Source organism: Blastococcus sp. SYSU DS0619 (genome assembly GCF_054051035.1).
In genome coordinates, this window is the sequence record NZ_JBJHAM010000028.1 from 12,182 (window position 1) to 32,410 (window position 20,229).

The window sequence follows — 20,229 nt, forward strand, 5'->3', positions numbered from 1 at the left end:
GGACCGACCCCGAGGGGCCGGTCCCGGCGGGTCGGGAAGGTGGTCAGACGCCGGCCCGCTGCATCAGCGTGCCGCGGCGCAGGTAGACGAACCAGGTCACCGCCACGCAGGCGATGTAGAAGCCGCAGAAGGACAGCAGCGCCGTCTCGACTCCGCCGGTGGCGCCGTAGGACTCCGAGACGATCCGCGGGATGAAGACCGCGCCCAGGGCCCCGACCGCGGAGATGATCCCGACGGCCGCGGCGGTGTCCCGCCGGGCCCGGTACAGGACCGCCGCCGGGGTGTCACCCGGGTGGTCGGCGGCGGCCTCGGCCCGGTAGATGATCGGGATCATCCGGTAGGTCGAGCCGTTGGTCATGCCGACGATCGCGAACAGCACCAGGAAGCTGGCGAGGAAGCCGCCGAAGCTGCCGACCCGCAGGAAGGCGATGGCGGTGCCGATGGCCACCGCCTGCCCGACGAAGGTGACGACGGTGATCTTCGCGCCGCCCACGCGGTCGGCCAGCCACCCGCCGAACGGCCGGGACAGCGAGCCGACCAGCGGACCGAGGAAGGCGTAGCGGTAGGTGTCGGCGGCGAACTCGTTGGCCAGCACCAGGGGGAAGGCGCCGGAGAACCCGATGAAGGAGCCGAACGCGCCGATGTAGAGGAAGGACATCACCCAGGTCTGCTTCCGGCGCGCGATCGCGGCCTGGTCGGCGATGTTGGCCCGCGCCCCCGACAGGTTGTTCATGCCGAACCACGCGCCGGCGATCGCCAGGGCGATGAACGGCAGCCAGATCAGCGCGACGTTCTGCACGTAGCGGGCGTCGCCCGCCTCCGTCGTCCCCGAGCTGCCGCCGACGACGGCGATGGCGCCCGCCGTGACCGCGAGCGGGCCGACCAGCTGGATGATCGCGACCCCGATGTTGCCCCCGGCGGCGTTGAGCCCGAGCGCGAAGCCCTTCTCCTTGTCGGGGTAGAAGAACGAGATGTTCGCCATCGAGGAGGCGAAGTTGCCGCCGCCGAACCCGCAGGTGATCGCGGTCAGCACCCAGAACCAGTACGGCTGGTCCGTCGTCGCCGCCACGGTCAGCAGGGTCACCGGCACCAGCAGCAGGGCGGCGCTGACGACGGTCCAGTTCCGGCCGCCGACGAGGGCCGGCATGAACGTGTAGGGCACCCGCATGATGGCGCCCACCAGGCCGGCGGTCGCCACCAGCCAGAACAGCTGGTCGCTGGTGAAGCCGTAGCCGATCGAGGCCAGGACGGCGGTGGCGATGCTGAACATCTGCCACACGCTGAAGCCGATGTTCTCGGCCAGCACCGACCACGCCAGGTTCCTCCGGGCCACCGGCCGTCCCTGCGGCGAGGCCCAGAACGCCGGGTCCTCGGGGTTGAAGTCGTCGATCCAGCGGGAGCCCAGCCGGGCCACCGGCCCGGTTCCCGACGGCGGAGCGACGACGGGTGCGGCCAGGTCGCCGTCGGGGCGGACGGTCGGGGTGGAGGTCATGGCGCGACGCTAGGAACGGGCCGTTTCCCCGGCGCCGCGCGCGCATGACCTCTCGGGAACAGTCCGCTCACCGCACCGTCCCGCCACTGTGAGGCCCGGGACGACGACCGGCCTCCCGGGGCGGGACGGCAGGAGTCGTCGGAGGGCGCTGCCACGATGGCGGCATGGCGATCGAGGTGCGTCCCGCGACCGTGTTCGACGACGTGGCGACGCTGGTCGGCCCGAAGCGGCCGGACGCGAACGTGTGCTGGTGCCTGAGCTACCGCATCCCGTCCAGGGAGAACCAGGCGCTGGCCGGCCCGGCCCGGGGGGAGCGCGTGCGGGAGCTGCTCCGCGAGGACCTGCCGCCCGGCGTGCTCGCCTACGACGGGGACGAGCCGGTGGGCTGGGCGGCGATCCACCCCCGCGCCGACACCACCTTCGCGCGCAACCGGAAGATCCCGCGGATCGACGACCTGCCGGTCTGGTCGCTGTGGTGCCTCCGGGTGCGGCCCGGGTACCGGGGGGCGGGCATCAGCCACTCCCTGGTCGACGGTGCGGTCGAGTTCGCCCGTGCCCACGGCGCGCCGGTCGTCGAGGGGTACCCGGTCGACAACGACGGCCGGAAGGTCGACCTCACGATGGCCTACGTCGGCACGCGGCGGCTCTTCGAGCGCGCGGGGTTCGTGCACGCGGCCGACACGGACTCGGTGCTCAACGGCTTCCCGCGCGTGCTCATGCGGCTCGACCTCGGCTGAGCACGGTTCGGGTCCGGTGGGTCGGGGCTAGACCGCGAGCCGGTAGCCGCGCTTGACCACGGTCTCCACCAGCGGCGTCCCGAGCGCGGCCCGCAGCCGGGTCACCGCCATCTCCACCGCGTGCCCGTCACCGCCACCGGGCAGCGACGTCACCAGGTCCGGCCGCGGGACCACGTGGCCGGGCCGGCGGGCCAGTTCCCGGAGGACGGCCAGCGGCCCCGGGGCCAGCTCCACCAGTTGCCCGTCGACGACGGCGGCGTGCCCGCGGACCTGCAGGGTGTGCGGCCCCACCTGCAGCACCGGGTCGCGCTCGGGCAGCCGGGCGACCACCTCGCGCGCCAGCGCACCCAGCCGCGCGCGCTCCGGACGGGCGTAGGGGATGCCCGCCGCGTCCAGCGGCCCGCCGGTCACCGGGCCGACGGCGACGGCGAGCACCCGGGTCGCGAAGGCCGCCACCACGTCGTCGCGCCGGCCCAGCTCGCCGGCCACCTGGAGCAGGCTCGCGGCGGCCGGTGCGCTGGTGAACGTGACCGCGTCGACGCCCCCGCTCGTGATCGCGCCGATGAGGCGGCGCACCGGCGCGACGTCCTCGGGCAGCACCCAGCGGTAGACCGGGACGGTGAGCACGTCGGCGCCGGCGTCCCGCAGCCCCGCGACCAGGTCCGGCAGCGGGTCGCCGTGCAGCTGGACGGCGATCCGGCGGCCGGCCAGCGGGCCCTCCGCGCCGGAGAGCAGGTGCTCGAGCACCTCCGCGGAGGACTCCGACTCCGGCGACCACGCATCGACGAGGCCGCCGCCCCGGATGGCGCCGCGCGCCTTCGGGCCGCGCGCCAGCACCCGGGCTCCGCTCAGGTGCTCCACCAGTGGGAGGTCCCAGGCGTCGGCCGCCTCCAGCCAGCCGCGGAAGCCGACGCCGGTGGTGGCGACGACGAGGTCGACCGGCGCCTCGAGCACCCGGCGGGTGGCCGCCACCAGCTCCGCGTCGTCGGAGAGCGGCACGATCCGGATGGCGGGGGCGTACACGACGCGGGCGCCCCGCCGGTCCAGCAGCGCGCCGAGCTCCTCCTTGCGGCGGGCGGCGGTCACCGCGACGGTGTAGCCGGCCAGCGGGAGCCCGGCCGGCTGGTCCCCGGCGATGTCGGTCACGTGTCCCCCTCGGATGCGGTCCGGCCCCCATCTTCCCGGCCGGGCGTTACCGACGTGTGTCCCGGGCCGGAGCCGCACCGGCCGGGGTGACGCGGCTCACGTCTCGCCGTCGACCACCACGTCGGCGCGCGCCCGGGTGCCGTCCGCGGCGAAGTGGGCGGCCTCGCTCCGCTGCCAGCGCTGCCACTCGCCGGTCAGCTGATCGCCGTCCCGTGCGAGGCCCCGCGCCAGCCGCACCGCCGGGTCGGCCTCGACCCAGATCCGCAGGCTCGCCCAGGGATCGGTGGCGCGGCAGGCGCTGCCGCACCCCTCCACGACCAGGACGGCGGGCACCGGCACCGGGGTGGTGCGGGCGGCGAAGCGGCCCGCCGCCCAGTCGTAGCGGTGGTAGGCCCCCGGGCGCCCCTCGGCCAGCGGGCGGAGCACGCCGGCGGCCAACCGGGCCGCGGCGCCGGTGAGCGTCCAGCCGGCGTACAGGTCGTCCATGTGCACGGTGGCCGGGTCGGGGAGGACGGCGGCGAGCCGGGCGGCCAGCGTGGTCTTGCCCGACCCGGCAGGCCCGTCCACGCACACCAGCCGGGTGCCGCCCAGCCGCGGGGGAGCGGCGAGCAGCCGGCCGGCCAGGTCGGCGACGGTCAGCGGGGCCGCAGCGTCCACGTGGGCACCGCTCCGCCGCTGCCGGTCACCAGCCCTCGGCTGGCCAGCAGCCGCAGGTGGGCATCGGTCTCGGTCACGGCGAAGATCCGCATCCGCCGTTCGTACTGCTCCCAAGGACGCGACCAGGTCAGGTGCGCGGCCAGGTCCCACGGGGTGGAGCCGGGGCGGGCCGCGATGGCGGCCAGCAGCTCGGCCAGCCGCGTCTCGTGGTGCGCGCTCAGCGCGTCGACGCGGTCGGCCAGCCCGCGGAAGCGCCACTCGTGCCCGGGCAGCACCTCGGTGGGCGCCAGGTCGCGCACCCCGGCGAGGGAGTCCAGGTAGTCGCGCAGCGGATCGGCCGAACCGTTGGCGGTGCTGGAGATGTTCGGGCTGATCCGCGGCAGCACGTGGTCGCCGGAGAAGAGCAGCCCGGTGCGCTCCTCGGCGAAGCACAGGTGGCCGGGGGTGTGCCCGGGCGTGTGGACCGCGCGCAGCGACCACCCGGGGAAGGCGGCGTGGTCGCCGTCCTCGAGCAGCCGGTCGGGGACGGCCATGCGCATGAAGCCGGCGAGGTCCTCGGCGGCACCGACGTCGGCCTGCGCGTCCTCGCGGGGGGCGCCGAGCCCGACGAGGAACTCCACCTCCTCGGCCACGGCGGCCCGCGCCTCGGTGCGGGTCAGCCGCTCGACGGCGCCGGCGTCGGCCGGGTGCATGGCGAGCCAGGCGCCGCTGGCCTCCCGGACCCGGGAGGCCAGGCCCAGGTGGTCGAAGTGCAGGTGGGTGACGAGCACGCCCCGGACGTCCTCGACCGAGGCGCCGAGGGAGGCCAGCCCGTCGGTGAGCGCGCGCCAGCCCGCGTCGCTCTCCCAGCCGGTGTCGATCAGCCCCAGCCCGCCGCCGTGGAGGGCGAAGGCGTACACGCTCACGTAGCGCAGCGGGTTGTGGGGGATCGGGACCGGCACCGACCACAGATCGGCCTGCAGCTGCTCGACCGGGGGCAGGGTGCGCGCCTGCCACGCCGCGTGCTGCGCGGTACCGGTGATCTCCACGCCGTCGCACTCTGCCAGCCGCCTCCGGCGGCGGTGCTGCCACCATGGGGGTGTGAGCGGTCCTCAGCCCGACGTGTCCACCGTCTCCGTCGTGCCCCGCCGGATGCGGCTGCTCCTCGCCGTCCTGGCCGCCGTCGTCGTCGGGGTGATGGTGCTGGTCGCCCTGTCGCTGCCCTCGACCACCAACACGGTGATCGACTACGGCGTGGTGGACCAGGTGGCGATGGTCGGCCTCGGCCTGGTCCTTGGCGCCGGGCTGCTGTTCCTCGGCCGGTCGCGGCTCGACGCCGACGCCGACGGCATCCACGCGGTGAACGTGGTGGTCCACCACCGGCTGCCGTGGACGGCGGTGCGGGCGGTGCGCTTCGAGCGCACCTCCGCCTGGGGGTCGCTGCTGCTGGAGAACGGTGACGAGGTCTCCCTGCACGCGCTCCAGGCCGTCGACGGGGAGGCCGCCGTCCGGGCGGTCGAAGGGCTGCGCGCCCTGCACACCTCCGCCCGGGCGAAGGACCCGGTCCGGCCGCCCCTGCTCTACGACGACTGAGCGGACGGACCGAACGGGCGCGGTTCCCTGCCGATCCGCCCGTCCGTGGGGGTGGGAATGTTCCTCCCGGCAGGGACGCTGTATCGTGGGCGTGCCTCCCCGCTACATCGAGGCGCGCGAACCACCAGCGGCCCCGCCCCGGGCCGTTGATCCAAGAGGAGCCCGCTCCCACCTGACGCCGTCCAGGCGCCCAGGTCCCGGATCGCGAGAGCCGGCCACAGGCCGGTGATCGCGTACGCACGTACCCGCAGGGTCGTGCGCACCGGCCGAGTGGGCCCCGTGAGCAGTCGCTCGCGGGGCCTTCGCTGCGTCGGCGCCCGGGTGGGCCAGCGACTCCTCCCACGCAGCAGCGTAAGGAGAGGCCATCACCGAGCCCCGCATCAACGACCGCATCCGTGTCCCCGAGGTCCGCCTGGTCGGACCCGAGGGCGAGCAGGTCGGCATCGTGTCGATCGGCGAGGCGCTGCGCCTGGCACAGGACTCCGAACTCGACCTGGTCGAGGTCGCTCCCATGGCCCGGCCGCCCGTCGCCAAGCTCATGGACTACGGGAAGTTCAAGTACGAGTCCGCCCAGAAGGCCCGCGAGGCCCGGCGGAACCAGGCGCTCACCGTCATCAAGGAGATGCGGCTGCGCCTGAAGATCGACCCGCACGACTACGAGACCAAGAAGGGCCACGTCGAGCGCTTCCTCAAGGGCGGCGACAAGGTCAAGATCACCGTGATGTTCCGTGGCCGCGAGCAGTCGCGCCCGGAGATGGGCTACCGCCTGCTGCAGCGGCTGGCTGCCGACGTGTCCGAGCTGGGCGTCGTCGAGTCCAACCCGAAGCAGGACGGCCGGAACATGGTCATGGTGATCGCCCCGCACCGGAACGCCCAGGCACTCCAGCAGGCGGCGCAGTCCGCCAAGGGCCGGGAGGCCAAGGCCGGCGAGAAGGGCCAGGAGGCGGAGCAGGCGCCCAGCGCCTGACCCCCCGTTCCGCAGGACCGCACCACCGAGACCAGCGGGTGCGTACGGCAGCTCCGTGCTGCCGGACGACCCAGATGAAGACGACCAGGACAGGCGAGGGACATGCCGAAGCAGAAGACCCACAAGGGCACCGCCAAGCGGGTGCGCGTCACGGGCACCGGGAAGCTCATGCGCGAGCAGGCGAACAACCAGCACAAGTTCGAGCACAAGTCCGGCACCCGCAAGCGGCGGCTCGACCAGGACCAGGTCGTCTCCCCGGCCGACGCCAAGAACCTCAAGAAGCTCCTGGGCATCTGAGCGTCCCCTCCACTGACCTTTAGGAAGACAGGAGCACTCACGTGGCACGCGTGAAGCGGGCGGTCAACGCCCAGAAGAAGCGCCGGACGACCCTGGAGGCCGCGGCCGGCTACCGCGGCCAGCGGTCCCGGCTGTACCGCAAGGCCAAGGAGCAGCTGCTCCACTCGGCGACGTACTCCTACCGCGACCGCAAGGCGCGCAAGGGTGACTTCCGCAAGCTGTGGATCACCCGCATCAACGCCGCGGCCCGCCTGAACGACATGACCTACAACCGGTTCATGCAGGGGCTCAAGCTGGCCGGCATCGAGCTGGACCGTCGCGTCCTCGCCGAGCTCGCCGTGAACGAGCCGGCCGCCTTCGCCGCCCTGGTGGAGACCGCGCGCGCCGCGGTCGCCGCCGCCCCGGCGAACGACGCCGCCGCCTGATCCCGGCGGTACCGACGTCCCGACGCCGTCGGTGACCGGCCCTCGCGGGCCGGCGCCGGCGGCGTCGGCGTCTGTTCCGGGCAGAAGGGGGAACGCATGACCGAGCCGCTCACCGAGCGCTCCGCCCGCATCGCCGCCGCGCGCAAGCTCACCCGGCGCGCCGGGCGGGAGGCGGCCGGGCTCTTCCTCGCCGAGGGGCGCCAGGCCGTGGTCGAGGCGCTGGCCCACCCCGACGGCGTCCGCGAGGTCTTCGCCACCGAGGCGGCCGCGGCCGCGCACCGCGACCTGCTGGCCGAGACGCGGGTGCCGGTGCGGCCGGTCACCGAGAAGGCCGCGGCCGGGCTGTCGGAGACCGTGACCCCCCAGGGCCTGGTCGCCGTCTGCACGCTGCGGGACGTCCCCGCCGACACGCTGACGACGGCGCCACCCCGGCTCTCCGTCGCCCTCGCCGAGCTCGCCGATCCGGGCAACGCCGGCACCGTGCTGCGGACGGCGGACGCCTGCGGCGCCGGGGCGGTCGTCTTCGGCGCGGGCTCGGCCGACCCCTACGGCGGCAAGGCCGTCCGTGCCAGCGCCGGCAGCCTCTTCCACGTCGACGTCGTCCGCGGGGCGCCGCTGGCGGAGCTGCTGCCCGCGGTGCGCGCGGTCGGGGTGACCGTGCTCGCCGCCGACGGCGGGGGAGCGGCGCAGCTGCCCGATCTGGTCGCCGAGGGCCGGCTCGCCGGGCCGGTGCTGTGGCTGTTCGGCAACGAGGCCCGGGGGGTGCCGGCCGAGCTGGCGGCGCTCGCCGACGCGCGGGTGCGGATCCCGATGCGGGGACGGGCGGAGAGCCTCAACCTCGCCGCGGCCGCCGCGATCTGCCTCTACACCACCCAGCTCGCCCAGGGCTGAGCCGGCGCCCCGTGCCGCCGGCCGGGTCGTCACCGCGGACGGCGCGCGGCACTCGCCGGATCCGGCGGTGCGCGGAGGGGATGCGGACGCCCGGGATCGAGCAGTATTCGAGAGATGCCGTGGAGGCGTCGGGGATCTGGAAGAAGGTGGCTATCACCGTGGAACACAGGCAACGGGTCGCCGATGCGCCGGCGGCGCCCGCGACGGACGGGCGCCGGTCCCGCTGGACCGAGCACCGTCGCGCCCGGCGGGAGGACCTCGTCGGGGCCGCCGTCGAGGCGGTCCGCCTCGCCGGTCCCGACTTCTCCGTCGACGACGTCGCCCGCAGCGCGGGGGTCTCCAAGACGGTGATCTACCGGTACTTCAGCGACAAGGACGAGCTGATCGACGCCGTCCTGGAGCGCATCTCCCAGGCGATCCTGCTGCCCCGCCTGCTCGGCGAGCTGGCCGCCGGCCGGGGCGACGACCGGCAGCAGCTGCGGACGGTCATCGCCGCGTTCGTGTCCCTGATCGAGGACGAGCCGGCGCTCTACCGCTTCGCCTACGCGCAGGCGGGTCGCGCGGGCCGTGCCGACCTGGTGGCGGCCACCGAGCACGCCGTCGCCGGCGCCCTGGGCGGTCTGCTGCGCCAGCGGCTCACCGACGCCGGGCGCCCCGCCGAGGGCGCGATGACGTGGGCCTACGGCGTCGTCGGCATGGTCCAGCTGGCCACGCACTGGTGGTCGGGGGCGCGCACCGTCTCCGCCGCCGACCTGGTCGACCAGCTCACCGACCTGGCCGACGGCGGCCTGGGCACCCTGCTCCCGCCGCGGAGCTGACCGGGCGGACGACCGCCGCCCGGGTCAGCGGGCGGCGGGCAGCCGGCCGGCGGCCCGGTCGGCCACGGCCAGCAGCCCCGTGACGTCGTCGGCGTCGGCCGGGAAGCAGCTCGCCCCGGTGCGCGCGCCGGCGGACACCGGCACGCCGCCCACGAGGGCGGGGCCGCGGGCGGCGTCGGCGAGCTCGGCCCGCACCCGGTCGGCCTCCCGGGCGGCGCTGCCGGTCGCGAGGCCGGGCAGCACCACCACGAACGAGTCGTGGCTCCAGCGCGCGACCAGGTCGCCGCGCCGCAGCCGCGCGCGGAGCCGCTGCGCCGTGGCGGTCACCAGCTCCTCCGCGGCGGCGCAGCCGTACCGGTCCTCGACCGCGGCGAGGTCGTCGACGGCCACCACGACCAGCGCCACGGCGTCGCCGGCCGCGCGGGCGTTCCACAGCGCCGTCTCCGCCTGCTCCTGCAGGTGCTGGCGGGTGGCCAGGCCGGTGAGCGGATCGGTGACCGTCAGCTCCTCGATCCGGGCGAGGTAGCCGCGCGCCCGGTCCCGCTCCTGCTCCAGCGCCCGCTGCGCCGCCACCCGCTCGGTGACGTCGACCTGCACGCCGATGTACTGCACGACCGCGCCGGTGGCGTCGGTGACCGGCGCCAGGTGCAGCTCGTTGTACCAGGGGGTGCGCTCGGGCCCGCGGTGGTTGAGCAGCACCTCGCGGCACTCCTCGCCCGCGGCGACGGCGGCCCGGATCCGGGCCAGCGCGCCGGGGTCGGTGTCGGAGCCCTGGAGGAAGCGGCAGTTGCGTCCCAGCAGCTCCTCCCGGGTCAGCCCGGCCAGGCGCTCGAAGGCGGGGTTGACGTAGACCAGCGGCTGGTCGGGCAGGCGGACGTCGACCAGGCAGACCCCGCTCGGCGTCGCCTCGAGGGCCCGCCGGACGAGGCCGGCGTCGCCGAGCAGCTCGGGCACTGCGGCCGCCGCGGCGGTGACCTCCGGGGCCGGGGCCGCGGCGAACGCCCGCCGCACCGGGGCGCCGGTGCGCGGCGCGACCCGGCCGAGCAGGCTGCGGGCCGCCCGGACGGCGACGTCGCGGTCGTAGGTCAGGGCGTACTCGAACTCGCGCTGCAGGTCCGGTCCGGTGGTGCCCAGGTCGTGGGCCAGCAGCGCGACGCTGAAGTGCGGGGCCAGGACGACGACGTCCCACTCGCCGCGCACGGGGTCGTCCGCGGCCAGGTCGGTGCCGCGCAGGCCGGGGAGGGGCTCGGCGGGCAGCCCCTCGCCGAGCGCGCAGACGAAGCCGGTGCGCTCGACCAGGTCGCGGTAGCGCTGCGTCGTCGACGGCGTGAAGTGGCGGGCCTCCTGGAACGTCGCGGTCACCACGCAGGTCTCGCCCAGCCGCAGCGCCTCCCGCTCCAGCTGCTTGCTCAGCTCGATCAGCAGCGCCTTGGGTGCTCTGCGCAGCGCCGTCCCCTCGGGGAGGCAGGCGAACGGCGAGCCGGGATCGACGTCGGCCCCGCCGTCCTCGACGGGCGGCGGCAGCGACCCCAGGGGGCGGTCGCAGGTCGGCTCCGGCGCGGGACGGCCGAACAGCCAGCCCTGCCCGAGGGTGGCGCCGAGCGCCCGGGCCATGGCCAGGTGCGTGTCGTCCTCGATGCCCTCGGCGAGCACTGCGGCGCCGGTCGCCTGGGCGTAGGCGTTGACCGCGTTCATGATCTGCGCGATGGCCGGGCCGGGGCGCTCCTGCACCAGCCGCAGGTCGAGCTTCACCACGTCGGGGCGCAGCATCGGCATGAACGCCAGCGACATCGCGTCGGCCCCGACGTCGTCCAGGGCGATGCCCCAGCCCAGCTCGCGCACGCGCGCCACCGTGCGCAGCAGCTCGGCCGGCCGGGTGGCGAGCGCCCGCTCGGTGATCTCCAGGACCACCCGCAACCCGCCCGGAGCGGTCTCGGCGATGGCCAGCAGCTCGTCCATCGGCGCGGTGTCGAGCACCTCGGGCTCGACGTTGACGAACAGCGCCAGCGGCGCCGGCAGGCCGTGCTGCACCGCACCGCTGAACGCGGCCACGCGGCAGGCGGCGTCGAGCTCGGCGAGCAGCCCGGCCCCGCGGGCGGCGGCGAAGAGCAGGGCCGGGCGCTTCAGCGGGCCCTCGGGGCCGCGCGCGAGCGCCTCGTAGGCCACCACGGAGCCGGTGTCGAGCTCGACGATGGGCTGGAACACGCTGCGCACCCCACCGGGGCGGAGAGCCGCGGAGAGGGCAGCGTCGATCTCGGGGAGCGCTGAGTCCACGGACCAGGCATCGGCCGGAGGGGCGCCGGGCCGGAGCCGAGCCGGCCGCGCTCACCCCAGAGGGGGAGTCAGCCCGGCATCGTGATGAGCACCACGGCGGCCGCCGCGGCGAGCAGACCGGCCAGCTGGGCCGGCACCAGGCGCTCGCGCAGCACGACCTGGGCGAGCAGGACGGTGCTGACCGGGTACAGCGAGGCGAGCACCCCGGTGATGGCCAGCCGGCCGCCCTCCTGGGTGGCGAGCAGGAACAGGCCGTTGGCGGTCATGTCGCCGACGCCGGAGACCACCACCAGCGGCAGCGCCGCCCGCCCCGCCCGCAGCGACTGCCGCGTGCTCAGCGCGACGGCGGTCACCAGCGCCACGGAGGCCAGTCGGGCGGTCACCAGGGGGGTGAGCCCGGCGTCCTGGGAGGTGCGGTCCAGGAGCACGAAGAACAGCCCGAAGGCCGCCCCGGCGACCAGCGCCGGGAACAGGCTCGCCGGGCGGGCGGCGCGCAGGGCGGCGAGCCCGGCCTCGGCCGACACCAGGACGACGGCGATCAGTGCGAGGACGATGCCCGCCAGCGCCCACGGGCCGATCCGCTCCCCGCCGAGCATCCCGACCAGCACCGGGACGGCGGCCGCGGTGACCGCGGTGACCGGCGCGATCACGCTCATCACCCCGCCGGCGAGCGCGCGGAAGAAGACCAGCAGCCCGGCGGCGCCCGCGAGCCCCGCCGCCGCGCCCCACGCCAGGTCCGCCGACGTCGCCGGCCCGCCGAGCCAGGGCAGCAGGACCAGGAGCGCGGCGAGCCCGGCCAGCTGGGAGAGCGCGACGACGCCGAAGACGGACGCCCGGCGGCTGGCCAGCCCGCCGAGGAAGTCCGAGGCGCCGTAGACGACCGCCGATGCCAGCGCCAGCACGACCGCCACCCGTACCTCCGGTTGCTCGCTGTTGATCAGGTCACCTGATCAACAGGGGTCCTGGCTCGGCGTCGACCCTGAGCCAGGACCCGGTGCGGTGAGCCAGGATGCGGAGGTCGGCGACGCCGAGCGATCCTCGCACCCGAACCCGGGCGCGCGCCGGGGCGGTCGCCGGGCAGAATGGCCTCCCGTGTCTGGCGCCAACGATCCCTACGACCCCAAGCAGGTCGCCGCGCTCTCGCCCGAGGCCCTCGACGAGGCCGTCCGTGCCGCGCTCGAGGCGTTCGGGGCCGCCGGCGACCTGACGGCCCTGGCCGCCGTCCGCCCGGCGCACCTGGGCGATCGGGCGCCGGTGCTGCTGGCCCGCCGGGAGCTGGGCGCGCTGCCGCCGGCGGCCCGGTCCGACGCCGGCAAGCGGGTGAACGCGGCCCGGATCGCGGTCACCGAGGCCTACGAGGCCCGCAAGGTGGCGCTGGAGGCCGAGCGCGACGCCCGTGTGCTGGCCGAGGAGCGGGTCGACGTGACCCTGCCCTGGGACCGCGCACCGCGGGGCGCCCGGCACCCGCTGACCACGCTCATGGACCGGATCGCCGACACCTTCGTGGGCATGGGGTACGAGGTCGCCGAGGGCCCGGAGCTCGAGGCGGAGTGGCTGAACTTCGACGCGCTGAACTTCGGCCCGGACCACCCCGCCCGGTGGATGTCGGACACCTTCTTCGTCGCGCCCGAGGACTCCGGGCTGGTGCTGCGCACGCACACCAGCCCGGTGCAGGCGCGAACGATGCTCGACCGGCAGCCGCCGATCTACGTCGTCGCGCCGGGCCGGGTGTACCGGACCGACGAGCTGGACGCGACGCACCTGCCGGTCTTCCACCAGGTCGAGGGCCTCGCCGTGGACCGCGGCCTGACCATGGCCCACCTGCGCGGCACCCTGGACCACCTGGCCCGCCAGCTGTTCGGCCCGGACGCCCGCACCCGGTGGCGGCCGCACTTCTTCCCCTTCACCGAGCCGTCGGCGGAGTTCGACGTCTGGTTCCCCGAGCACCGCGACGGCCCGCAGTGGGTCGAGTGGGGCGGCTGCGGGATGGTGAACCCGCGGGTGCTGCGCGCCTGCGGCATCGACCCCGACGTCTACTCGGGCTTCGCCTTCGGCATGGGCATCGAGCGGGCGCTGCAGTTCCGCTCCGCGGTCTCGGACATGCACGACATCGCCGAGGCCGACGTCCGGTTCACCACGGTTTTCGGAGTTGAGCAGTGAAGGTCCCCGTCAGCTGGCTGTCCGAGCTCGTCGAACTCCCGGCGGGCATCACCGTCGAGGAGCTGGACGCCGCCTTCGTCCGGCTCGGCTTCGAGGTGGAGGACGTCGTCCGCCCGCCGGTCACGACCGGCCCGCTCGTCGTCGGCCGGGTGCTGGAGATCGAGGAGCTCACCGGCTTCAAGAAGCCGATCCGCTACTGCCAGGTCGAGGTGGGTGAGGCGGAGCCGCGGGGGATCGTCTGCGGTGCCCGCAACTTCGCCGTCGGCGACCTCGTCGTCGCCGCGCTGCCCGGTGCGGTGCTGCCCGGCGACTTCGCCATCGCCGCGCGGAAGACCTACGACCACGTCTCCGACGGGATGATTTGCTCGGTCCGCGAGCTGGGCATCGGCGAGGACCACGCCGGCATCCTGGTGCTGGGGCAGGGCGGTTACGTGCCGGGCACCCCGGCCGCCGAGGTGCTGGGCCTGGACGACGTCGTCTTCGACCTGGAGGTGACGCCGGACCGCGGCTACGCCATGTCGATGCGCGGGATCGCCCGCGACCTGGCCGGCGTGCTCGGCGTCTCCTGGCGGGACCCGGCCGACCTGCCGCTGCCGGAGTGGTCCGGGGCGCCCGCGTGGGACGTCACCGTCGCCGACGCCGACCGGTGCGATCGGTTCTCCATGCTGGCGCTGGAGGAGCTCGACCCCACCGCGCCCAGCCCGTGGTCGCTGCGTCGGCGGCTGGCCCAGTGCGGCGTGCGCAGCATCTCGCTGGCCGTCGACGTCACCAACTACGTGATGCTCGAGCTCGGCCAGCCGATGCACGCCTTCGACCGCGCCACCGTCACCGGGCCGATCACCGTCCGCCGGGCGACGGCGGGGGAGCGGCTGACCACCCTGGACGACGTCGACCGCGCACTGACCGACGACGACCTGCTCATCACCGACGGGTCGGGCCCGATCGGGCTCGCCGGGGTCATGGGCGGGGCGTCGACCGAGATCGGCGACGCCACGAGCGCGGTGCTGCTGGAGGCCGCGCACTGGGAGCCGAACGGCATCTCCCGCGGCGTCCGCCGCCACCGGCTGCCCAGCGAGGCCGGCAAGCGCTTCGAGCGCGGCACCGACCCCGACGTCACGGTGGTCGCGCTCGCCCGCGCCGCCGCCCTGCTCGTCGAGCACGGCGGTGCGCGGGTGACCGGTGCGCCGGTCGACGTCGACACCCGGGGCCCGCGGCCGGTCGTCGGCCTGGACGCCGGGCTGCCCGGCCGGATCGCCGGCGTGCCGTACACCCGCGCCCAGGTGCTCGAGGTGCTGACGGCCATCGGCGCCGAGGTGGACGGCGACGGCGACGCCCTGTCGGTGACCCCGCCCTCGTGGCGCGGTGACCTGCGCGAGCCCGCGGACCTCGTCGAGGAGGTCGTGCGCTTCCGCGGCTTCGACGAGATCCCCTCGATCCTGCCGACCGCCCCGCCCGGCCGCGGGCTCACCGAGCGGCAGCGCCGGCGGCGCAGCATCGGCCGCGCCCTGGCCGACGCCGGCTACGTCGAGGCCCCCGCCTTCCCGTTCCTGGGCACCGCGCAGCTCGACGCGCTCGGTCTCCCCGGGGACGACGAGCGCCGCCGGGTGCACACCGTGCGCAACCCGCTCTCGGACGAGGCGCCGCTGCTGCGCACGACGCTGCTGCCCGGCCTGCTCGCCTCCCTCGCGCGCAACCTGGCCCGTGGCCGGCGCGACGTCGCGCTCTTCGAGCACGGGACGGTGTTCCCCGGCGGGGAGCGCGCCTCCGCCCCGCTGCCGGGCGTCGACCGCCGCCCCGACGACGCCACCCTCGCCGCGCTGCTGGGTGCGGTGCCGCCGCAGCCATGGCACGTGGCCGTGGCGCTCACCGGGCAGCGCGAGCCCCGTGGCTGGTGGGGGCCGGGCCGCCCGGCGGAGTGGGCCGACGCGGTGCAGGCCGCCCGCGTGGTGGCCGCGGCCGCCGGGGCCGAGCTCACCGTCGAGCAGGCCGAGCGGGCCCCGTGGCACCCCGGCCGGTGCGCCGCGCTGCTGATCGGCGACCGGGTGATCGGGTACGCGGGCGAGCTGCACCCCAAGGTCTGCGAGGTGCTCGGCCTGCCCGCCCGCACCGCCGTGATGGAGCTCGACGCCGACGCGCTGCCCACGCCGGCCGTGCCGCAGGCCCCGTCGATCTCCGCCTTCCCGCCGGTGCTCCTCGACCTCGCGCTCGTGGTGCGGGACGACGTCCCGTCCGCCGACGTCGACGCCGCTCTCCGCGAAGGTGCCGGTGAGCTGCTGGAGTCGGTGCGGCTGTTCGACGTCTACACCGGCGCACCGGTGCCGGCGGGCGCCCGCTCGCTGGCCTACGCCCTCACGCTGCGCGCGCCGGACCGGACCCTGACCGGCGAGGAGGCCACCGCGGTGCGCGACGCGGCCGTGGCGGCCGCCGCCGCGGCGACCGGCGCGACCCTCCGTGCCTGAGCTGGAGGGCGTCGCTCTCGTCACCGGGGCGTCGACCGGCATCGGCCGGCACCTGGTCGAAGGGCTGGCCGCCCGGGGGATGGCCGTGGCCGGCCTGGCCCGGACCGAGGACCGGCTGCGGACGGCGATGGCCGAGGTCGCCGACGCGACCGGGGCCCGCACGCTGGCGGTGGCCGCCGACGTCACCGACCGGGCGTCGGTGGAGGACGCGGTGGGGCGGGTCCGCGAGGAGCTCGGACCCGTCGAGCTGCTGGTCAACAACGCCGGGCTGATCGACGAGTTCGAGGTCCCGGTCTGGGAGGCCGACCCCGACCAGTGGTGGGACGTCGTGTCCAGCCACGTCCGGGGCGCGCAGCTGACCATCCGCTCGGTGGTGCCGTGGATGGTGCTGCGCAACCGCGGCCGGGTGGTCAACATCGCCAGCGGCATGAGCACCCGCGCCAACCCCGACTACTCCGCCTACTCGGTGGCCAAGACCGGGCTCATGCGGCTCACCGAGAGCCTGGCGACCGCGCTGGAGGGTTCGGACGTGCGGGCCTTCGACGTCGCCCCCGGCGTGGTGGACACCCCGATGACCCGCTCCATGCACATGTGGCAGGGCTTCAGCGACTGGACGCCGCCCGAGCAGGTGGTGGAGATCGTCGCGGCGATCGCGGCCGGCGAGCTCGACCAGTGGTCGGGCCGCTTCGTCCGCGCCGGCAAGGACGACCTGGACGTCCTCCGCGCCACCTCGCCGGGGGACGCCGCCCGGCAGCTTCGGCTGCGCCCCTACGGCGACGGCGACCCGCTCGGCTGAAGCCCCGGCTGCGGCGGGAGCGGTCCGGCGTCGTTGACCCCGCGGGGCCGCCGTGCCACGGTGCGGTGGTGGTGCCGAGCGAGGAGGAGTCCAGCATGGTGACCCGCTCGCCCGTGCCCCGCGGGCTGATCGTCGTCTCCCTCGTGGCTCTCGTCGTCCTCGCGACCTGGTACGGCCGGGCGGCGTGGGAGGACAGCGGCGCGTTCGCCCTCGTGCTGTTCGGCATCCCGCTGATCTGCGCAGCCCTCGCCCTGTGGGTGGAGAGCGGGAGCACGACCCGGGCGGCCTCCGCGGTGGTCGCCCTTCTCGGGGCCGTGTCGGTGACGTGGTCGCTGATCACCGGCCTGGGGCTCGGTGGGAGCTTCCTGCTGCCGTCGCTGCTCCTGCTGGTCGCCGCGACGGTCTCGTGGGTGGACCGCGGGCCGGACCGCGCCCGGCCGCTGCGTACCTGAGCCCGGTTCGTCCTCCGGTCCCAGCCTCGCCGGCCGCATCGCCGCCGACCGCATCGCCGCCGGCCCGATCGGAAGCGCTGAGCCGATCAGAAGATCGTGGCCAGTGCTCCTGGCGCGATGTCGACGGTCACCAGCGTGTCCGCGTCCAGCTCCACCAGCTCGCCGTCCAGCTGCAGCGGCATGGGCGCCAGCGTCGTGAAGGCGTAGTGGGTGGCGCTGGGCTGCCGGCCGAGGCCGCGAGTGGCTGCCCGGATCGCCATGGAGAGCACGCGGAGCTTGCCGGTCCGCCGCTCGGTGATCACCTCGAAGCGGCCGTCGTCCGGGGTGCCGTCGTCGCTGAGCTTGGCGTACTTGGCCATCTGGGCGATGTTGGCGAACACCAGGCTGTCGATCCGGCGGCGGCGGCCGTCCTCGAGCCGGATGGGGAAGGGCCGGAAGCGGGAGAACCCCCGGACCACGGACACGATCTCGCGCCACGACCCCTTGCCGCCCTTCTCGAGATCGACGGCGACGACGGGTGTCAGGCCGACGCCGATGTAGGAGTGCGCGTAGCGGACCCAGGCGTCGGGGCCGTTGCCGACGGTCAGCCGGAGCAGGTCGATCCGCCGCACGTCGCCGGCCACGACCGCGTCCGCCAGCGGCCGCTCGCGCGTCGTCCGCCGGTGGTCGTTGGCGTTGCCCGCGGCGCGCACCGCGCAGACCGCCCGGTCGTTGCCGGCGTCCATGACCCCGTTGACCACCTCGTTGTAGCCGCCGTCCCCGCTCACCGAGACGATGAGGGGGCTGCCCGAGCCGGCGGCCTCCCGCGCGAGGTCCCGGGCGTGGCCGGCGTGTTGGGTGGGGGAGAGCTCCAGCGGCACGGCCGCGAGCCGGTCCGCCAGTTCGCTCCGGAGCTCCTCGGCCGACTCGGGAGCGTTACCGGTGCTCTGCGGGTTGAAGACGATGACGATCCGGTCGAACGAGGTCACCTGCGGCCACTGCCCAGCGCGCGAGGTGCGCAGTCACCGCGTTCACCCGGGCGGGTTGTCGGTGGTGTCCGGCACACTGCCCCGCCGTGAGCCCGCAGCCTCGCAGCGCCCCCACCAGCAGCCGGCTGGGCGGCGTCGTCGCCGCACTCTGCCTGGTCCAGTTCGTCGACGTGCTCGGCGTCACCGTGGTGGTCACCGCGCTGCCGCCGATGCTGGCCGACGTCGGCGGCAGCGCGGCCGACAGCACGCTGGTGGCCACCGGCTACGCGATGTTCTTCGGCGGCCTGCTGATGTTCGGCGCCCGCCTCGGCGACCGGCTCGGCCACCGGCGCGCGATCCTGGGAAGCCTCGCGCTCTTCGCGGCCGGCTCGCTGCTGGCCGCTGCGGCGACCTCCGTGCTGGCGCTCACCGCCGGCCGCTGCGTCCAGGGAGCGGCCGCCGCCGCGGCCGTTCCCTCCGCCCTGAAGATCCTGACCACGGTCGCCGACGGGGACCGGGCCCGGGCGCGCGCGGTGGCCGCCTGGAGCGCCGCCGGCGCGGCCGCGGGGGCGGCGGGTTTCGTCGTGGGCGGCGTCGTCTCCGCGGTGACCAGTTGGCGGGTCATCTTCTGGGGGCTGCTGGTCATGGCGGCCGCCCAGGCCGCAGCCATCGCCGCGCTCGTCCCGCGCGACGCCCGCCCCGCCGACCGGACGCCGCTCAACGCCGCGGGGTCGGTCCTGCTCACCGCCGCCGTCATGCTCCTCGTGGTCGGCACGACGCTCCTCGGCGAGGACGGCTCCCGGTTGCCCGGAGCGCTCGCCGCCGGCGCCGCCGTCGTCGTCGGCGGTGCGTTCGCGGCGGTGGACCGCCGGACGGCCGCGCCGCTCCTGCCGGTGCCGTTGCTGCGCCGGCCGCAGGTGCTGCGCGGTACCACCGGATCCTTCGTCAACACGGCCACCACCAGTGGTGTCGCCACCCTGATCACGCTCTACCTCCAGTCCACGCTGGGGCGCACCCCGCTGGAGGCGGCGGCCACGCTGCTGCCGCTGAGCGTCTCCGTGATCGCCGGCTCGGCCGTCGCCGCCCGGCTGATCGTGCGACGGCCCCGGGAGGGGGTGACCGCGGCGGGGCTGGCCCTCATCGGGGTCGGCATCGCCGTGCCCCTGATATCGCCGGCCGCCCCGGTCCTCGTCGGGGCCGGCATGGCGCTCGCCGGGGTCGGGCTCGGCCTGGTCGCCGTGGCGACGACGTCGCTGGGCACCGACGTCCCGGAGGCACGCAGGGCGACCTCGTCCGGCGTCATCAACACCAGCGCCCAGCTCGGGACGGCGATCGGCACCGCGCTCGTGCTGCTGGTGGCGGCAGCCACCACGGGCGTCCCGAGCGCCACCACCGGGACGCCGGTGGTCGCGTGGGCGGCGACGGCCGTGCTGGCGCTCCTCACCGCCGTCGCCTTCGCCCGGCTCCCCCGGGAAGCATGTCTGACATGACCCCGGAGCCGGTCTTCGCCCGAGACGCCGCCACCTCCGACTACTACGAGAAGCGGGCACCCGAGTACGACGAGTGGTACCTCGGGCAGGGGGGTTTCGCCGCCCGCGACCGTCCGGGGTGGGACGGCGAGGTCGCGGACCTCCTGCACCTGGTCCAGCGGCTCCCGCCCGCACGCACGCTGGACATCGCCTGCGGCAGCGGGTTCCTCACGCGACACCTGCGGGGTCCGGTGGTCGGGCTGGACCGGAGCCCGGCCATGGCGGCGCTGACGCGGTCGCGCCTCGCGGGCGGCACGGCGCTCGTCGGCGACGCGCTGGCGTCGCCCTTTCCCGACGCTGCTTTCGACCGGCTGTTCACCGGGCACTTCTACGGCCACCTCCCGCCGGACGAACGGACGGCCTTCCTCGCCGAAGCGGGGCGCGTGGCCGCCGAGCTCGTCGTGGTCGACTCGGCGCTCCGGCCCGGCGTCCCGGCCGAGGAGTGGCAGGAACGGGAGCTCAACGACGGGTCGCGCCACCGGGTCTACAAGCGGTACCTGGCGCCGGAACAGCTGGCTGCGGAGCTCGGCGGCGAGGTGCTGATGGCCGGCACCTGGTTCGTGGCAGCGCGGGCCCTGGTGCGTCGCTGAGCGCAGCGGGTGTCGTCCGC

Annotated in this window: 20 protein-coding genes; 13 read left to right on the top strand and 7 right to left on the bottom strand. The window is 75.6% G+C overall.

Annotated features, from left to right (window positions below):
* Positions 1 to 43: 43 nt before the first annotated feature.
* Positions 44 to 1,492 carry an MFS transporter gene (locus tag ACI79T_RS19750; protein ID WP_456611793.1) on the bottom strand — a complete coding sequence of 483 codons (1,449 nt, stop codon included), beginning with the start codon at positions 1,490 to 1,492 and terminating at the stop codon, positions 44 to 46.
* A gap of 164 nt (positions 1,493 to 1,656) precedes the next feature.
* On the opposite strand from ACI79T_RS19750, the gene ACI79T_RS19755 reads away from it, so the two are divergent.
* Complete coding sequence (locus ACI79T_RS19755; RefSeq protein WP_456611794.1) at positions 1,657 to 2,229, top strand: GNAT family N-acetyltransferase; 573 nt, start codon at positions 1,657 to 1,659, stop codon at positions 2,227 to 2,229.
* A gap of 27 nt (positions 2,230 to 2,256) precedes the next feature.
* Here ACI79T_RS19755 and ACI79T_RS19760 read toward each other — a convergent pair whose 3' ends face one another.
* The 3 genes from ACI79T_RS19760 to ACI79T_RS19770 all read right to left on the bottom strand — a co-directional run bounded on the left by ACI79T_RS19760 (position 2,257) and on the right by ACI79T_RS19770 (position 5,060).
* A complete protein-coding gene (locus tag ACI79T_RS19760) occupies positions 2,257 to 3,375 on the bottom strand; it encodes a uroporphyrinogen-III synthase (RefSeq protein ID WP_456611795.1) in 1,119 nt (372 codons plus the stop codon).
* Positions 3,376 to 3,471: 96 nt separating this feature from the next.
* Positions 3,472 to 4,032: a uridine kinase family protein gene (locus ACI79T_RS19765; protein ID WP_456611796.1), complete on the bottom strand. Its 561-nt coding sequence runs from the start codon at positions 4,030 to 4,032 to the stop codon at positions 3,472 to 3,474.
* Complete coding sequence (locus ACI79T_RS19770; RefSeq protein WP_456611797.1) at positions 4,011 to 5,060, bottom strand: MBL fold metallo-hydrolase; 1,050 nt, start codon at positions 5,058 to 5,060, stop codon at positions 4,011 to 4,013. The genes ACI79T_RS19765 and ACI79T_RS19770 overlap by 22 nt, the downstream gene beginning before the upstream one ends.
* A gap of 52 nt (positions 5,061 to 5,112) precedes the next feature.
* Between ACI79T_RS19770 and ACI79T_RS19775 the strand changes: the two genes are divergently transcribed.
* From ACI79T_RS19775 to ACI79T_RS19800, 6 genes are all read left to right on the top strand, one after another.
* Complete coding sequence (locus tag ACI79T_RS19775; protein ID WP_456611798.1) at positions 5,113 to 5,604, top strand: PH domain-containing protein; 492 nt, start codon at positions 5,113 to 5,115, stop codon at positions 5,602 to 5,604.
* 379 nt (positions 5,605 to 5,983) lie between these two features.
* Positions 5,984 to 6,571, top strand: coding sequence for a translation initiation factor IF-3 (infC, locus tag ACI79T_RS19780; protein ID WP_456611819.1), 588 nt, complete (start codon positions 5,984 to 5,986; stop codon positions 6,569 to 6,571).
* Positions 6,572 to 6,673: 102 nt separating this feature from the next.
* Entirely contained in the window at positions 6,674 to 6,868 is a 195-nt protein-coding gene (rpmI, locus tag ACI79T_RS19785) for a 50S ribosomal protein L35 (protein WP_269194637.1), read from the top strand.
* 41 nt (positions 6,869 to 6,909) lie between these two features.
* Entirely contained in the window at positions 6,910 to 7,293 is a 384-nt protein-coding gene (gene rplT / locus ACI79T_RS19790) for a 50S ribosomal protein L20 (RefSeq protein ID WP_269194638.1), read from the top strand.
* A 96-nt stretch (positions 7,294 to 7,389) separates the two neighbouring features.
* On the top strand, positions 7,390 to 8,184 hold the full coding sequence (locus ACI79T_RS19795; protein ID WP_456611799.1) for a TrmH family RNA methyltransferase: 795 nt from the start codon (positions 7,390 to 7,392) through the stop codon (positions 8,182 to 8,184).
* Between the two features lie 158 nt (positions 8,185 to 8,342).
* Complete coding sequence (locus tag ACI79T_RS19800) at positions 8,343 to 9,002, top strand: TetR/AcrR family transcriptional regulator (protein WP_456611800.1); 660 nt, start codon at positions 8,343 to 8,345, stop codon at positions 9,000 to 9,002.
* 24 nt (positions 9,003 to 9,026) lie between these two features.
* On the opposite strand, the gene ACI79T_RS19805 is transcribed toward ACI79T_RS19800, so the two are convergent.
* Positions 9,027 to 11,207: an EAL domain-containing protein gene (locus ACI79T_RS19805; protein ID WP_456611801.1), complete on the bottom strand. Its 2,181-nt coding sequence runs from the start codon at positions 11,205 to 11,207 to the stop codon at positions 9,027 to 9,029.
* 137 nt (positions 11,208 to 11,344) lie between these two features.
* On the bottom strand, positions 11,345 to 12,187 hold the full coding sequence (locus ACI79T_RS19810; RefSeq protein WP_456611802.1) for an EamA family transporter: 843 nt from the start codon (positions 12,185 to 12,187) through the stop codon (positions 11,345 to 11,347).
* Between the two features lie 181 nt (positions 12,188 to 12,368).
* Here ACI79T_RS19810 and pheS point away from each other — a divergent pair, with 181 nt between their 5' ends.
* The 4 genes from pheS (at position 12,369) to ACI79T_RS19830 (ending at position 17,143) form a co-directional block, all read left to right on the top strand.
* The gene (pheS, locus tag ACI79T_RS19815) at positions 12,369 to 13,436 is read left to right on the top strand and encodes a phenylalanine--tRNA ligase subunit alpha (RefSeq protein ID WP_456611803.1); all 1,068 of its coding nucleotides are present in this window, start codon (positions 12,369 to 12,371) and stop codon (positions 13,434 to 13,436) included.
* The gene (gene pheT, locus ACI79T_RS19820) at positions 13,433 to 15,895 is read left to right on the top strand and encodes a phenylalanine--tRNA ligase subunit beta (RefSeq protein ID WP_456611804.1); all 2,463 of its coding nucleotides are present in this window, start codon (positions 13,433 to 13,435) and stop codon (positions 15,893 to 15,895) included. The genes pheS and pheT overlap by 4 nt, the downstream gene beginning before the upstream one ends.
* Complete coding sequence (locus ACI79T_RS19825; protein ID WP_456611805.1) at positions 15,888 to 16,691, top strand: SDR family NAD(P)-dependent oxidoreductase; 804 nt, start codon at positions 15,888 to 15,890, stop codon at positions 16,689 to 16,691. Before pheT ends, ACI79T_RS19825 begins: the two co-directional genes overlap by 8 nt.
* 68 nt (positions 16,692 to 16,759) lie before the next feature.
* Entirely contained in the window at positions 16,760 to 17,143 is a 384-nt protein-coding gene (locus tag ACI79T_RS19830; RefSeq protein ID WP_456611806.1) for a hypothetical protein, read from the top strand.
* Positions 17,144 to 17,229: 86 nt separating this feature from the next.
* On the opposite strand, the gene ACI79T_RS19835 is transcribed toward ACI79T_RS19830, so the two are convergent.
* A complete protein-coding gene (locus tag ACI79T_RS19835; RefSeq protein WP_456611807.1) occupies positions 17,230 to 18,111 on the bottom strand; it encodes a diacylglycerol/lipid kinase family protein in 882 nt (293 codons plus the stop codon).
* 86 nt (positions 18,112 to 18,197) lie between these two features.
* Between ACI79T_RS19835 and ACI79T_RS19840 the strand changes: the two genes are divergently transcribed.
* Positions 18,198 to 19,580, top strand: a complete 1,383-nt coding sequence (locus tag ACI79T_RS19840; RefSeq protein ID WP_456611808.1) for an MFS transporter — start codon at positions 18,198 to 18,200, stop codon at positions 19,578 to 19,580.
* Positions 19,577 to 20,209, top strand: coding sequence for a class I SAM-dependent methyltransferase (locus ACI79T_RS19845; protein WP_456611809.1), 633 nt, complete (start codon positions 19,577 to 19,579; stop codon positions 20,207 to 20,209). Before ACI79T_RS19840 ends, ACI79T_RS19845 begins: the two co-directional genes overlap by 4 nt.
* Positions 20,210 to 20,229: the final 20 nt, after the last annotated feature.

What these genes read in the sequence shown, in the direction of transcription:
- ACI79T_RS19750 (WP_456611793.1), bottom strand. Translation starts at nt 1,492, where the DNA reads ATGACCTCCACCCCGACCGTCCGCCCCGACGGCGACCTGGCCGCACCC.
- ACI79T_RS19755 (WP_456611794.1), top strand. Translation starts at nt 1,657, where the DNA reads ATGGCGATCGAGGTGCGTCCCGCGACCGTGTTCGACGACGTGGCGACG.
- rpmI (WP_269194637.1), top strand. Translation starts at nt 6,674, where the DNA reads ATGCCGAAGCAGAAGACCCACAAGGGCACCGCCAAGCGGGTGCGCGTC.
- ACI79T_RS19795 (WP_456611799.1), top strand. Translation starts at nt 7,390, where the DNA reads ATGACCGAGCCGCTCACCGAGCGCTCCGCCCGCATCGCCGCCGCGCGC.
- ACI79T_RS19845 (WP_456611809.1), top strand. Translation starts at nt 19,577, where the DNA reads ATGACCCCGGAGCCGGTCTTCGCCCGAGACGCCGCCACCTCCGACTAC.